Source organism: Pseudonocardia sp. T1-2H, from assembly GCF_038039215.1.
Lineage (GTDB): Bacteria > Actinomycetota > Actinomycetes > Mycobacteriales > Pseudonocardiaceae > Pseudonocardia.
The window spans coordinates 5,198,080-5,212,431 of record NZ_JBBPCL010000001.1 but is presented as its reverse complement, the minus strand read 5'-3'; the positions used below and the strand labels follow the sequence as shown (position 1 = coordinate 5,212,431).

The 14,352-nt window shown below is 71.7% G+C and carries 12 protein-coding genes and 1 pseudogene; 10 read left to right on the top strand and 3 right to left on the bottom strand.

Annotation, left to right across the window (positions count from 1 at the left end; all coding sequences use genetic code 11):
* Nucleotides 1–18 precede the first annotated feature (18 nt).
* The 5 genes from WBK50_RS25690 (at nt 19) to WBK50_RS25670 (ending at nt 4,951) form a co-directional block, all read left to right on the top strand.
* Nucleotides 19–1,038: a hypothetical protein gene (locus WBK50_RS25690; protein WP_341338068.1), complete on the top strand. Its 1,020-nt coding sequence runs from the start codon at nt 19–21 to the stop codon at nt 1,036–1,038.
* Nucleotides 1,035–1,913 (top strand): hypothetical protein, encoded by an 879-nt coding sequence (locus WBK50_RS25685; RefSeq protein ID WP_341338067.1) that lies wholly within the window; start codon nt 1,035–1,037, stop codon nt 1,911–1,913. Before WBK50_RS25690 ends, WBK50_RS25685 begins: the two co-directional genes overlap by 4 nt.
* On the top strand, nt 1,910–2,839 hold the full coding sequence (locus WBK50_RS25680) for a polysaccharide deacetylase family protein (protein WP_341338066.1): 930 nt from the start codon (nt 1,910–1,912) through the stop codon (nt 2,837–2,839). Before WBK50_RS25685 ends, WBK50_RS25680 begins: the two co-directional genes overlap by 4 nt.
* Before the next feature lie 14 nt (nt 2,840–2,853).
* Entirely contained in the window at nt 2,854–4,155 is a 1,302-nt protein-coding gene (locus WBK50_RS25675) for a glycosyltransferase (RefSeq protein ID WP_341338065.1), read from the top strand.
* 145 nt (nt 4,156–4,300) lie between these two features.
* Nucleotides 4,301–4,951, top strand: coding sequence for a hypothetical protein (locus WBK50_RS25670; protein WP_341338064.1), 651 nt, complete (start codon nt 4,301–4,303; stop codon nt 4,949–4,951).
* A 6-nt stretch (nt 4,952–4,957) separates the two neighbouring features.
* Here the strand turns inward: WBK50_RS25670 and WBK50_RS25665 are convergent, their stop codons facing one another.
* On the bottom strand, nt 4,958–5,239 hold the full coding sequence (locus WBK50_RS25665) for a hypothetical protein (protein WP_341338063.1): 282 nt from the start codon (nt 5,237–5,239) through the stop codon (nt 4,958–4,960).
* A 401-nt stretch (nt 5,240–5,640) separates the two neighbouring features.
* Between WBK50_RS25665 and WBK50_RS25660 the strand changes: the two genes are divergently transcribed.
* Both WBK50_RS25660 and WBK50_RS25655 read left to right on the top strand, forming a co-directional pair.
* Nucleotides 5,641–6,129 (top strand): HNH endonuclease, encoded by a 489-nt coding sequence (locus tag WBK50_RS25660; RefSeq protein ID WP_341338062.1) that lies wholly within the window; start codon nt 5,641–5,643, stop codon nt 6,127–6,129.
* Between the two features lie 340 nt (nt 6,130–6,469).
* Complete coding sequence (locus tag WBK50_RS25655; RefSeq protein WP_341338061.1) at nt 6,470–7,111, top strand: arsenate reductase/protein-tyrosine-phosphatase family protein; 642 nt, start codon at nt 6,470–6,472, stop codon at nt 7,109–7,111.
* Between the two features lie 88 nt (nt 7,112–7,199).
* On the opposite strand, the pseudogene WBK50_RS25650 reads toward WBK50_RS25655, so the two are convergent.
* Nucleotides 7,200–7,775 (bottom strand): annotated as a pseudogene (locus tag WBK50_RS25650) (sugar transferase); the annotation flags it as partial.
* 307 nt (nt 7,776–8,082) lie between these two features.
* Nucleotides 8,083–9,618: a sugar transferase gene (locus WBK50_RS25645; protein WP_341338059.1), complete on the bottom strand. Its 1,536-nt coding sequence runs from the start codon at nt 9,616–9,618 to the stop codon at nt 8,083–8,085.
* A 567-nt stretch (nt 9,619–10,185) separates the two neighbouring features.
* Here WBK50_RS25645 and WBK50_RS25640 point away from each other — a divergent pair.
* From WBK50_RS25640 to WBK50_RS25630, 3 genes are all read left to right on the top strand, one after another.
* Nucleotides 10,186–11,292 carry an LCP family protein gene (locus WBK50_RS25640; protein ID WP_341338058.1) on the top strand — a complete coding sequence of 369 codons (1,107 nt, stop codon included), beginning with the start codon at nt 10,186–10,188 and terminating at the stop codon, nt 11,290–11,292.
* A gap of 109 nt (nt 11,293–11,401) precedes the next feature.
* Nucleotides 11,402–12,868, top strand: a complete 1,467-nt coding sequence (locus WBK50_RS25635) for a polysaccharide biosynthesis tyrosine autokinase (RefSeq protein ID WP_341338057.1) — start codon at nt 11,402–11,404, stop codon at nt 12,866–12,868.
* Nucleotides 12,865–14,286: a polysaccharide biosynthesis tyrosine autokinase gene (locus tag WBK50_RS25630; RefSeq protein ID WP_341338056.1), complete on the top strand. Its 1,422-nt coding sequence runs from the start codon at nt 12,865–12,867 to the stop codon at nt 14,284–14,286. Before WBK50_RS25635 ends, WBK50_RS25630 begins: the two co-directional genes overlap by 4 nt.
* Nucleotides 14,287–14,352 lie beyond the last annotated feature (66 nt).

Genomic DNA, 14,352 nt, shown 5'->3' with positions numbered 1-14,352 from the left:
CCCAGATGGTGGAGGAACGTGCACGTGTGGTGGTCCGGCAAGGTCTGCGCCGCGGCAGCGGTCGTGGCGTTGCTCGGCGTGGCCGCGTGCGGCAGCGACACCGCCGGCGACGCGTCCGGGGCAGGAGCGGCACCGGCGGCGGTCGAAACCCGCATCCAGCCCTACCTCGACGCGTCGATCACCTCCACCGCCCTCGACGAGATGGCGAGCACCACCGGCGTCGACGACGCGGTGCTCGCCTTCGCCCTGGCGAGCGGTGACTCCTGCACCCCCGCCTGGGGCGGCACCCGCCGGCTCACGGACCCCGCCCTCGTCGACGCCGCCAAGGGCCTGACCGCCCGCGGCGGCCGGATCACGGTCGCGACCGGCGGCGCGAGCGGCCCGTACCTGGAGAACGCCTGCGCCGACGCCGACGCGCTGGCCGGCGCCTACCGCGCCGCGCTGGACGCGGTCGGGAGCAACCGCCTGGACGTCGACATCGAGGCGGACATCCCGGCCGCCACCGTGATCTCGGCGCTGAAGCAGCTGCAGGACGAGCGGGGGACCGGCGTCTCGCTGACCCTGCCCGTCGAGAGCGCGGGCCTCACCCCGGCCGCGTTGGCGCTGGTCCGCGCCGCCGACGAGGCCGGCGTCACCGCGGACGTGAACGCGATGATCATGAACTTCCACGCCGACGGCGCCTGGGCCACCGCGATGACGGACGCGACCGGTGCCGTCCTCGGCCAGCTCCGGCAGCTCCGCCCGGACGAGCCCGCGGCGCAGACCGCCGCCCGTACCGGTGTCACCTTCATGCTCGGCCGCACCGACCTCGGCGCGGTCACCACCCTCGACGCCGCCGCCGCCGTCACCCGGGACGCCCGGGCGCGCGGACTCGGGTCGGTCGGGTTCTGGTCGGTGGGCCGCGACAACGGAGGCTGCCCCGACGCCACCGCCGCGGCCTACGACTGCAGCGGGATCGCACAATCCCGCTTCGCCTTCACCGAGATCGTTCGCGACAACCTCGCGGACACTGCTCCCCCGGAGGACAGCGCACGATGATCGACCAGCCCACCACGGCCCGCCGAGCCCTGCGTCCGATCGCCGACCGGACCACCGCGATCCCGTCCACCCGCCCCGCCGGGGACGAGACCGCGGCCTGGCGCACGGTGGCCGGCATCGAGTCCGCGACGACCGCGGTCCCGGCGACCGGCTCCGTCGAGTCCCCGACGACGGCGATCCCCGCCCCGACGACCCCGGCCGAGCGGGCCGCCGCACGCGCGGCAGAGCTGGCGTCGGCGCTGCGGTCCGACCCGATCCTCGAGGAGCCGACCTCCCTGGTCCCGGCGGTTCGGCCGGTCGACGCGACCGCGCTCGTGGACCGGCTGCTGCCGGGGGAGGACGCCGGGTCGGCGGTCGAGGAGACCTCGACGATCAAGGTCGCCGAGCCGGTGTTCGTCGACGAGACCGGCCGCCGCACCCGGCGGACCAAGGTCATCGCCTACACGGTCGCGTCGGCCTGCGTGGCGATGCTGGCGCTGGTCGGGGTCAGCCTCGCGGCGGGACAGCACACGCCGATGCTGCAGATCCCGTTGCTGGGCGGGGACAGCACGGCGTCCGCGGAGACCCAGGTCGAGGAGCCGGCCGAGGTCGCCGCGCCGGCCGCGGCGCCCGCGGGTGTCGCCGTCCGTGCGCCCGCGCCCACCACCCGGGCCCGCGTCGTGGTCACCACGACCCCCGTCGCGCCCGCGCCGGTGGTCCCTGCTCCCGTGACGACGTCGCCGGCGGCGGATCCACCGACGACGAGGACACCGACGCGCGAGGCGACCCCGGACCCGACCACGCAGCCCGAAACGACCACGGCCGGGCCGACCACCGATCCCACCGTGACTCCGCCCACCGACAACCCGGGACCCGGCGTCCCTGTGACCTCGTGAGCCGCTCCCGGCACGTCCCCCGCCCCAGCTGGTTCCTCGTCCTCATCGCGTTCCTCACCTTCGGCGCGATCCTGCTGGTCAACGGCATCGTCAACGCCGAGTTCGGCAACGACGCCGAGGGCGCCGGCGACCGCGGGCCCGACGGGGCGATCCCCGCGGTCGTCTCCGAGGGTGGTTCGGTCGTGGACGCGACCCACGACCCCGTCCGCACGATCCGCTACCCCGCGAAGACCATCGCGCTCTCCTTCGACGACGGCCCGGACCCGCTCTGGACCCCGCAGGTCCTGGCGGTGCTGAAGAAGCACCAGGTGCCCGGCACGTTCTTCGTCCTCGGCTCGCAGGCCGCGAAGCACCCGCAGCTGGTCCGGGACATCCGGGCCCAGGGCTCCGAGATCGGGCTGCACACCTTCACCCACCCCGACCTGACGCACATCGCCCCGAACCGGGTCGAGCGCGAGCTCACGCTCACCCAGTTCGCCGTGGCCGGCGCGACGGGGGAGATCACCTACCTGGTCCGCCCGCCGTACTCCTCGCGCGTCGACGCCCTCGACGACGAGGACTACGACATCGTCCAGAGCCTCGGCAAGGACGGGTACATCACCGCCCTGACGGACTTCGACAGCCGGGACTGGGAGCGCAAGGGCGTCGACCGGATCGTCGCCTCGTCCACGCCCGAGAACGACGCGGGCGGCTCGCTCCTGCTGCACGACGCGGGCGGCGAACGCTCGCAGACCGTCGCCGCGCTGGACCGGCTGATCCCGCAGCTCAAGGCCCAGGGCTGGACGTTCTCGACGACGAGCCGGGCCGTCGGCCTGCCCCGGCCAACCACGAGGCCAGCACCTTCGACGTCGTCGCCGGCACCGTCCTGCTGGCCGCGACCGCGTTCTCCACCAACGCGGTCCGGGTCCTCGAGTGGTGTCTGCTGATCGTCGGCGGCCTCGTGGTGCTGCGGCTGCTGGTCATGCTGGTGGTCGCCGGCCGGCAGAAGCGGCGGACCGACCGCATGACGAGGGACCCGAACAGGCCCGTGTACACGCGTCCGGTCTCGGTGATCGTCCCCGCGTACAACGAGAAGGAGTGCATCGAGCAGACGGTGCGCTCGATCGCGGCGGGGGACCACCCCGTCGAGATCATCGTGGTCGACGACGGCTCGACCGACGGCACGTCGGAGATCGTCGAACGGATGGCGATGCCGAACGTCCGGCTGATCCGCCAGCCCAACTCCGGCAAGCCCGCCGCCCTCAACACCGGCATCGCGGCGGCCCGCAACGAGGTCATCGTGATGGTCGACGGGGACACGGTCTTCGAGACCTCGACCGTCCGGCTGCTGGTGCAGGACATGGTGGATCCCGAGGTCGGCGCGGTCGCGGGCAACGCGAAGGTGGCGAACCGGAACACCCTCGTCGCCAAGTGGCAGCACATCGAGTACGTGATGGGCTTCAACCTCGACCGCCGCGTCTACGACGAGTGGCGCTGCATGGCCACCGTGCCCGGCGCGATCGGGGCGTTCCGCAGGTCCGCGCTGCGCGAGGTCGGCGGCGTCAGCGAGGACACGCTCGCCGAGGACACCGACCTGACGATGGCGCTGAGCCGCGCGGGCTGGCGGATCACCTACGTCGACAGCTCACGCGCCTGGACCGAGGCGCCCGCCACCTTCACCCAGCTCTGGCGCCAGCGCTACCGGTGGAGCTACGGGACCATCCAGTCGATGTGGAAGCACCGCTCGGCGGTGACGGCCAAGGGGCCCTCGGGGCACTTCGGCCGGGTCGGGCTGCTGAACCTCGCGCTCTTCCAGGTCCTGCTGCCGCTGCTCGCGCCCCTGGTGGACGTCTTCCTCGTCTACGGGCTGTTCTTCCTGGACCCGTGGGTCACCCTGGCGGCGTGGGGCGGCGTGCAGCTGATCCAGCTGCTCTCGGCCGTCTACGCGTTCCGGCTGGAGAAGGAGAAGCTCGGGGTGCTGTGGCTGCTGCCGTTGCAGCAGATCGTCTACCGCCAGCTCATGTACGCGGTGCTGATCCGCTCGGTGGTCACGGCGGTCACCGGAATCCGGCTGAAGTGGCAGAAGCTGCGGCGGACCGGGGACTTCGGCGGGGTGCCGGTGGCGTCCGGCCCGAAGCCGCTGCCGCCGTCGGTGGAGGTGTACACGGGCTCGTTCCAGGCGGTGGCGCCCGGTGCGCGCCGGCAGGCCGGGCCGCACCCCGTCCGTGCGACCGTGCCGCCCCGGGTTCCGCCCCACAACTGAAACCCGCCGTTCATCGACCCGCCATATACATCAGATTCTCCGCGATAACGCTTTTCTTCACCCGATCGAGCTACAGGATGAACGTCCGTTGGTCTGTACGGCCGAGGGCGCAGACATCCCCGAACTGGTGAAGGTGGCGACAACGATGGAGTCCGAGAGCGCGTGGCAGTACGACGCGCCGGAGGCTGACGCGCCGACGGTCGAGATCCCGGTGGTACACAGGCCCGTCTTCGTCGACAGCACCGGCCGCAGGACGCGCCGGGCCAAGGCTGCGGCCTACGTGGTGGCGACGGTGTGCATCGCGATGTTGGTGATGGTCGGGGTGAGTGTCGCCGCGGGCCAGCGGACGCCGATGCTGGAGCTGCCGTTGCTGGGCGGCACGGCGAACGCGAGCGCTCCGTCCGAGGGCACGGTGGGCCTCCCCGGGCCCGCTGCGGCAGTGGGGGCGGCGGACGACGCCGCGGGCCGGCCGACCGGTCTCCTGGCGGTCCGCAAGACGCCTCCGACCGTGCGCACCCGCCCTGCGGCTCCGGTCTCCGTCAAACCGCAGGCTCCCCGCCCGCCGGTCGCACCGGCTCCGGTGGTCACACCGAAACCGGCACCGGTGGTCACATCGAAACCGGCACCGGTGGTGCAGCCGACGACGGTCCCACCCGTCGTCCCTCCGAAGACGACGGCGCCGACACCCGAAGGCGAGCCGGCCCCGCCGACGACGACCGTCCCGCCGACGACCACACCGTCGGACACGACGACCCCGGAGACCGAACCCCCCTCGAGCGGCTCCTCGGCGGTCTGAGGTGGGTCAGAAGGAGAGCAGGCCGGCCTCGAACAGGGCCCGGACACCGAGTCCGAGAAGCGCGACGGCGCCCACCGCGGGGACCACGAACTTCCGCCCCACCCCGCCCCTGCGGCTGCGGCTGCGGACGAGCTCCTCTGCCTCGGCCCAGGACACCGGGCCGTCGACGGCGCGCTCCTCCGCCGTCCAGTACTCGCGGAGATCCAGGGCCTGCGCGGGGATCACGGAGAACTCGATGGTCGCCGGCTCGATGTCCGGGAAATGGGCGGGGGCTGTCGTGGTGCGCATCGGTCCTCCAGGGGGTCTCCGTACCCCTCTGTCGCGGGCGCCCCGGACCTCGTTATGGGGCCGTTCGCCGGATCATCAAGACTGATGATCTGGACCGAACGGCCTAACGGTGCCGGGCGTCATGGCCCGACGGCCGCCGCCGACTGCCGGTCCGCCCGAGTGGCGAGGAACCCCGAGCCGGAGCGGACGTCGGCGTCCCCGGTGGTTCCTCGACCGTCCCCCGCAATATCACACGTGCGTAATCTCGCCTCCGTATGGTCGACTACACCCATCCGAGACGGAGGTGGTCGCGCGTGCCGGAACGACAACTCCACCCCATCGACACCGACCCCGAGCCAGGGGAGGTGTCGGGGGCCGTGCCGAACCTGTGCACGGTCCCGACGGGGTCCAGGGTTCTGCTGTTGAACGCGAGCTTCGAGCCGCTGGCCGTGGTGACGGCCAAACGCGCGATCGTGCTGATGCTCGCGGGTAAGGCGGAGTGTGTGCAGACCGCGCTCGAGGGCGCCGCGTTCCACTCCGAGAACTTGACTCTTCCGTGGCCGTCGGTCATGCGACTCTCCCGCTACGTGCGTGTCCCCTACCGCCGCGCGGTCCCCATGACGCGTGCGGGAGTGCTCCGCCGAGATCTGCGCCGATGTGCGTACTGCACCAGGAAGGCAGACACGATCGACCACGTCGTCCCGCGCAGCCGCGGTGGCGGGCACACCTGGGAGAACTGTGTCGCCGCCTGCCGGGCGTGCAACTCCAAGAAGGCGGACCGCCTGCTCGACGAGCTCGGCTGGACACTGAAGACCGTCCCGAGACCGCCGAGCCGCGCCGCGGGCGGGGTCCTCGTACTGGCGGTCGAACCGCTCCCTTCCTGGGAACCCTGGCTCAACGTCGCCGCCTGACGGGCAGCCGGACCACCGCTCGTCACGAGCCCTCCTGCAGTGCGCAGCGTTCATCCCGTCGGATGATGGAAACGGCCCGCCCCCTGCAGGGGCGGGCCGTTCCTGTACTGATCGGGGCGGTGGACCGATCAGTACGCCGCCCCGTGGAGCGTGGGGCGGAGGTCCGTCATGACCGGGAGGTCGTCCCCCACGCGCGGTTCGTTAACCCACGGCCTGCACATACCCAGACTTGATGAGAACCTGATCGCTCTTTCGGTTGGATGGGTGGTGCAGGCCGGGTCGCGTCCGCGAGGGTGGGGTGCGTATCGGACGTCGGGGGGACGGGATCGGACACCAGGACATGGCGGCAGGCGACACGATCGTCGACGTGGGACGGCACCGGCAGCGGACGGAGACCTTCCGCCTGATGTACGTGTGCACGGGCAACATCTGCCGGTCCCCGGTCGCCGAGATCATGACCCGGCACCTGTTGATCGGGAAGCTGGGAGGCCGCCTGGCCTCGCAGTTCGACGTGTCGAGTGCCGGCGTGAGCGCGGTCGTCGACTCCCAGATCCACCCGGACACCCGGGAGGAGCTGGCGCCCTGGGGCCTGGACGGCGTGATCGCCGGCCGGTTCCGCGCGCGCCAGCTGCGCTCCGCGATGGTCCGGGAGGCCGACCTCGTGCTCGGCGCGAACCCGCGACACCGCAGCGCAGTCGCCGAGCGGGCCCCGGAGGGCCTGAGGACGGCATTCAGCATCCGCGAGTTCGCGCTCCTCGCCGAGGCGGTCGATCCGGACGTGCTGCCCGTCGATCCCGTCTCCCGCGCTCACGAGCTGGTGGAGCAGGCGCGGCTGATGCGAGGCCTGGTGCCGATGGACCCGGAGGAGCTCACGATCCCGGACCCGATGGGACGGCCGCAGAAGACGCACCACGAGGCCGTGATGCTCATCGTGGACGCGGTGGCGCGGATCGTGAACGTGATGGTGCCGACGCGGCGGTGAGCAGGAGCCTCGGGCGCCGTACTGCCTCGGCACACGAGTTCGGCCCGCCCCGGAGATCCGGGACGGGCCGTGGGGGAGCGGGTGCGGGTCAGTAGGCGCCGCCACCCCTGACGACCACGCCGACCGTCCTGGCGAGGATCTTGGCGTCGAGCAGGGGGCTCCAGCTGTCGACGTAGCGGGCGTCGAGGGCGACGGACTCGTCCCAGCCGAGGTCGCTGCGGCCGCTGACCTGCCAGAGGCCGGTCATGCCGGGCTTGACGAGGAGGCGGCGGGCTGCGGTGGGGCAGTAGTGCTCGACCTCGCGGCGCAGGGCCGGGCGGGGCCCGACGAGGTGCATGGTGCCGGCGAGGACGTTGAAGAGCTGGGGAAGCTCGTCGAGGGAGTACTTGCGGAGGACGCGGCCGACGGCGGTGATCCGCGGGTCGTTGCGCATCTTGAACAGCGGCCCGGCGCCGTCGTTCGCCTCGGCCAACTCGGCGAGCCCGGCCTCGGCGTCGACGACCATGGAGCGGAACTTGATCATCCCGAACTCGCGGCCGTCGAGGCCGACGCGGTTCTGGCGGAAGAAGATCGGGCCGCCGTCGAGCTTGACCGCGACCATCACCGCGAGGAGGACGGGCAGCAGCAGGAGCAGGATGACCAGCGCGCCGAGGGCGTTGAGGACCGTCCACGCGGTGCCGGGTCGCCGTGCCGGGGCGACCTCGAGGGCGATGTGTGCCGCGTTCGTGGCCGGCGCGATCGGGGCCTCGACGATCCGGGCGGCTCCGGTGCGAGCAGCCGGGATCAGGGTCTCGACTACGGCGGTCATGCTGTTCTCCCCGAACTCGATGTGCTCGGCGGCCCGGTGTGGCGCCGCGTTCACTGGCCTGTCGTGGATCACTCGAAGGTCATTAGCCGCCTCGTTCGGACTTCAACAAGATTGATGACCTTCGACCGGAAGGCCTAGGCGGCATCCCCCATGAGGTTGCCCCTCAGTAGGCCCCACGGCTCCTGACCACGGCGCCGACGGTCTTCCAGAGGATCGTGAAGTCCAGTGCCATGGACCAGTTCTCGACGTAGCGCAGGTCGAGCCGTACGGACTCCTCCCAGGAGAGGTTGCTGCGTCCGCTGACCTGCCAGAGCCCGGTCATCCCGGGACGCACCAGCAGCCGGCGGCGCGCGGCGTCCTCGTAGGTCGCGACCTCGGCCGGCAGCGGCGGTCGGGGCCCGACGAGGGACATGGTGCCGCCCAGGACGTTGAGCAGCTGGGGAAGCTCGTCGAGGGAGTACTTCCGCAGCAGGGCGCCGATCCTGGTGATCCGCGGGTCGTGGGTCATCTTGAACAGCGGCCCGGCACCCTCGTTGGCCTTCGCCAGCGCGGCGAGCCCGGCTTCGGCGTCGACGACCATCGAGCGGAACTTGACCATCCGGAACGTCTGCCCGTTGGTGCCGACGCGTTCCTGTCTGAAGAACACCGGGCCGCCGTCCGCCCGCACGGCGAGCGCGATCGCGATGAAGACCGGCGCGGTGAGCAGCAGGAGGAGGCAGGCGACGGAGCGGTCCATGACGTTCTTGAGGGCGCGGGAGACGCCGGTGAAGCGGGGCCTGGAGAGGCTGAGCAGCGGGAGACCGTCGACCGGGGTGATGTGCATGCGGGGGCCCGCGATCTCCATCAGCCCGGGGTCCACGGCGAGCTCGGCGTCGGTGCCCTCGAGCTCCCAGGCGAGGCGGTGCAGGCGGGCGGGACCCCAGCCGGGGGCCTGCGAGACCGAGACGACGCGGTAACCGTCGGCGCGGACAGCCGTGTTGACCGAGTCCAGATCCCCGACGACCGGGACGCCTTCGATGGTGCCGCTGTCGTCCGGCCCGCGGCCGCTGGGCGTGCAGGCGCCGGTGACCTGCCAGCCGAAGTGGGGATCGCGGCGGGTGCGCCGCACCATGTCCGCGATCGACTCCGGGCTGCCGACGGCGAGCACGAGGTGCTGGCAGCGGCCCCTGCCCCGCTGCTGGTGCAGCCACTTGCGCAGGACGAACCGGCCGAGGCCGAGCAGGACCCCGATCAGCGGCACGATCAGGAAGACCCAGACCCGGACCGAGTCGACCATGAGGCTGAGCCCGCCGAGGGCCAGCAGCACCGCCGCGGTGGCGACCGCCCGGCCGAGTCGTTTGAACTCCACGGTCCCGTTCCCGAGGATCCGCCTGTCCCACGCGCGGCAGAGAGGAAGCGTGGCGACGAGGAGCGCCGCGGCGATCAGGCCACAGTAGATCCGTGCCCGGTCCGCGGCTTCGGCACCGGTCAGTCCGAGGAGGACGGCAGTCGTGGTCGCGACGGCCACGACCGTGAGGTCCGTCCCGACGACGAGGGCGGCGAAACGCCGCTGCCAGCGGACCGGGGCCGGCCCGTTCGACGACGCGCGGTCGGGATCGACACCTCGCTGCGAGGGGATGACGGCGAAGCGCGTGATCGGCCTGGCTGTGCCGGCGGCCGGCGTCTGGGGACCGCCGACCGTCTCCGGGTTCGTGCTCACTCCGTGCGCCCCCTGCGGGTGCTCAGTGACAAAGGGTGTCGCGTTGATGCAGCCGCGCATGGCCAGGGGAATTCCGCGCACTCGCGGGATGGCCATGCGTGATCACAGCGCTGGTGTCCCTTTCGTAACTCGGTCCGCCTTCGTTACCCGCTGTAGGTGAGTCGTCGCAAGTTGCGCCATTCGGCCCACCGATCGAGAAGGCCGACCCCTTCACGGGCGTGATGCCGGCCACGCGGGCAGTAGTCGGGGCGCACGGGAGTGCTAAGGCACTCCTCGATCCGGTGAAGGGTGCCCGAGACCACTTCGCCCAGGAGGAGAGTGAGTGCCGTGCTACTCGGATCCGGTGTCGAGCGGGGAGGCCGCAGCACCGCGAGTCACTCGATGGTGGTGGTCTATCGTGACGCCGCCGCGCCTACGTCGCGTGGCGTGACGACCCCGGGCGGTGAGCGCTCAGTGTCACCTGTTCGGGTCAGCACGCGAGCCGAACCGTAACGATCACGAGGACGAAGTGCGACAAGCGCTCGAAGGCGCGGCAGGGGCCGCTCCCGCACACGGAGGAGCAAGGTCATGGCCGGGCAGTCGGGGCCCACACATGGGAATCTGCAGGCCGGAGGCGCGAACGCCGACCTCGTCCTCGACGACGGCGGGCCGGGCGAACGGGTGCGTGCGCCGCGTCGAGGCCGCCGGGTCCTCGGGGTCCTGGCGCTGGTGGTCGTCCTCCTCGGGGCGGTGGTCGCAGGCGGGTTCCTCCTGCTGAGCGAAAGCCTCGGAAACAATGTCGCCCGGGTGCCGAACGTTTTCGGCGCACTCGAGGAGAACGCGCGTCCGCCCGCGGGAAACGCCCTCACCTTCCTCCTCGTCGGTACCGACACACGATCCGGCGAGCCCACCACCGGCGGCGATGCACCGGCCGATGTGGACCCGGGTTCACAGCGCAGCGACGTCGTCATGCTGGCCCGGGTGAACCCGGACGGCTCCGAGGCCTCGGTCGTCTCCATTCCCCGGGACAGCTGGGTCGACGTCCCCGGCCGCGGGATGAACAAGATCAACGCGGCGTACGCCTTCGGCGGTCCGAGCCTGCTGATCCGGACCGTCGAGAACCTCACGCGGCAGCGGGTGGACCACTTCGCAGTGATCGACTTCGCCGGCTTCCAGTCCATGGTCGACTCCGTCGGCGGGATCGACGTCCGGGTGGCCGGAGCGACCAGCAACGCGGGTGTGGACTTCCACGAGGGTCTCAACCACCTCGACGGCGCCCAGGCCCTCGCGTACGTCCGCCAGCGGTACGACCTGCCCAACGGCGACCTCGACCGCGCGAAGCGCCAGCAGAACGCGCTGCGCGCGCTGCTCGCCAAGGCGGCGTCGGGCGGGGCGCTCTCCGACCCGGCAGGGCTCTACGACCTCGTCGACGCCACGAGCCGCACGGTGAGCGTCGACGACACCCTGAGCAACAACGGCTTGCGCTCGCTCGCGTTCGATCTCCGCGGCCTGCGCCCGAGCGCGGTGACGTTCCTGAGCGCCCCGGTTCGTGGGCTCGGCCGGCAGGGTGCGCAATCTGTGGTCTACCTCGACGACCAGCGCAGTTCCGAACTGTGGAACGCCCTGCAGAGTGGAACGCTCGCGAGTTACGCGGCGAGATATCCCGCCGATTCGCTCGGGGGCACCCCGGCATGACGAGTTGCGCCTTATGTTCCGTCCGGCACCTTTCGGCCGTTCGGCGTAGCGTCCGCATCGGTTTGCTCCCGACAGGCCGTCCATCGGCGCGATCGAAGAGGTGCCGCGTATGACGATCCAGGACTACCTTCGGGTGCTCCGCGAACAATGGGTCGTCGTGCTCGGCGCCGTCCTCATCGGACTGCTCGGCTCGGCCGCGGTCTTCTTCCTGCGGCCGCCGGAGTACACCGCGAAGCTGACGATGTATGTCGCGTCTCAGACCGGCGATACGACGAGCGCGGCGTATCAGGGTGCGCAGCTCTCCCAGCAGCGCGTCGCCTCCTATGTGGAGCTAGTGAGCAGCACCCGAGTCAGCCGCGAGGTGCAGCGCCGGCTGAACCTGCCCGGTACCCCGCAGGATCTGTCGAGGCAGATCACGGCGTCGAGCGCGCTCGACTCGGTGTTGATCGACGTCTCCGTCGTCGGCACCTCGCCGGAGCAGGTCGCCCGGATCGCGAACAGCGTCGGGGAGGTCTTCACCGGCGTGGTCGACGAGCTCGAGCGGCCGTCGGCGCCGAACGCCGTCGCACCCGTCGCGGTGCGGGTGGTGCAGCCCGCGGCCGTTCCGACCGTGCCGTCGTCGACGGGTCTGCCGGTGACGCTGGCGCTCGGCCTGCTGGCCGGACTGGCCGTCGGTGTCGGCGGGGCACTCGCGCGGAACGCGCTCGACACGTCGGTCAAGTCGCCCGAGCAGCTGCGCGAGGCGGCCGGCGCGCCGAACCTGGGGACGATCGCGCACGACCCGAACGTCCCGAAGCGGCCGCTCACCGTGCACGAGGACCCGCAGAGCCCGCGTTCGGAGGCGTTCCGGCAGCTGCGGACGAACCTGCAGTTCGTCGACGTCGACAACCCCCGCAAGGTCATCGTCGTGACCAGCGCGCTGCCCGCCGAGGGCAAGACGACGACGATTGTGAACCTGGCGATCGCGCTCGCGTCGGCCGGGACCCGCGTGGTGGTGGTCGAGGCCGACCTGCGCCGGCCCAAGGTCGCCGACCTGCTCGGGATCGAGCGCTCGGTCGGCCTGACCAGTGTGCTGTCCGGTCGGGTGCGGGTGGAGCAGGCCGTGCAGCTGTGGGCGGGCGGGCGGTTCGACGTGCTGGCCAGCGGTCCGCTGCCGCCGAACCCGAGCGAGCTGCTCGCCTCGCAGCACATGAAGGCGGTGCTGGCCGAGCTGCGGGAGCGCTACGACGTGGTGCTCATCGACACCCCGCCGCTGCTGCCGGTGACCGACGCGGCCGCGGTGGCCCCGGCGACCGACGGGGCGATCCTCGTGTGCCGGTTCAAGGAGACCAGTCGCGACCAGGTCGCGTCGGCGGTCGAGGCGTTGCAGGCGGTGTCGGCGCCGCTGCTGGGCACGGTCTTCACGATGGTCCCGAGCTCGGGTCCGCGGGCCTACGCCCAGTACAACACCTACTACCGCAGCAGCGAGCCGATCATGCCGGCCGGCCCGGCGACCAGGACGACCAACGGTGCGCCACGGCGGCACCCCGAGCCCCGGCCTGCGTGGCCGCAGAGCCCGACGCGAGGCCGGTCATGACGCTTCAGGATTACCTGCGGGTGCTGCGCGAGCGGTGGGTCATCGTCGTGGTGGCCGTTGTGCTCGGGCTCGCCGGGGCCGGGGCCGCGTGGTTCCTGCGCCCGGCCGAGTACACCGCGACGCTGCAGCTGTATGTCTCCGCGCAGGGCGGCGACACCCCGAACGCGGCCTACCAGGGTGCGCAGCTGTCCGAGCAGCGGGTGAAGTCGTACACCGCGCTGCTGACCAGCGCCCGGGTGAGCGGGGAGGTGGTGAGCCGGCTCGGCCTCACCGAGACCCCGGAGGCGCTGGCGAAGCAGGTCGCGGCGACGAGCAAGCTGGACTCGGTGTTGATCGACCTGGCGGTGACCGACCCCTCGGCGCAGCGGGCGGCGCAGCTCGTCAACGCGATCGGCGAGGTGTTCCCGCCGCTGGTCGCGGACATCGAGCGCCCGGCGCGGCCCGGGGCGGCCGCGCCGGTGATCGTCCGGGTGGTCGAGCCGGCCGACGTGCCCACCACGCCCACCTCGACCGGGCTGCCGGTCACCCTCGCGCTCGGGCTGCTCGCCGGGTTCGCGGTCGGGATCGGGGCAGCACTGGCCCGCAACACGTTGGACACGTCGATCAAGTCGCCGGAGGACCTGCGCGAGGCCTCCGGGGCGCCGAACTTGGGCCTGGTCGCGTTCGACGCGGGCGTGCCGAAACGGCCGCTGACGGTGCACGAGGATCCGCAGTCGCCGCGGGCGGAGGCGTTCCGGCAACTGCGGACGAACCTGCAGTTCATCGATGTCGATTCGCCCCCGCAGGCCATCGCGGTGACGAGTGCCCTGCCGGGGGAGGGCAAGACCACCACCCTGTGCAACCTGGCGATCGCCCTCTCCTCGACGGGGCGGCGGGTGCTCCTCATCGAAGCGGACCTGCGTCGGCCGAAAGCCACCGATTACCTGGGCCTGGAGCGCAGCGTCGGCCTCACCAACGTGCTGGCCGGTAAGGCCCGACTCGGGCAGGCCCTGCAGCCGTGGGGCGGCGGCGCGTTCGACGTACTGGCCAGCGGACCGCTGCCGCCGAACCCGAGCGAACTCCTCGCGTCGCTCCAGATGCGAGAGCTGCTGGCCGCGCTGCGGGCGGAGTACGACTCGATCCTGATCGACACCCCGCCCCTGCTGCCGGTCACCGATGCGGCCGCGATCGCGCCGGCCACCGACGGGGCCCTGCTGGTCTGCCGGTTCGGCAAGACCACCACAGCTCAGGTCGCGTCCGCTCGAGAAGCCATGGAGGCCGTCTCGGCGCCCCTGCTCGGCACGGTGCTGACCATGGTGCCGGCCGGTGGGCCACGGGCCTACGCGCAGTACAACGCGTACTACACGACTGACCAGGACATCGATCCCCTGTCCAAGAGCAGTGGGCCAGCTGCCTGGTCGTCGTCGAGTGGGCAATAAGGGGGCCTGCAACGCACTGCAGCGTCCGCATCAGCATCTTTGAACTTCGCATCCTCAATCGCCACG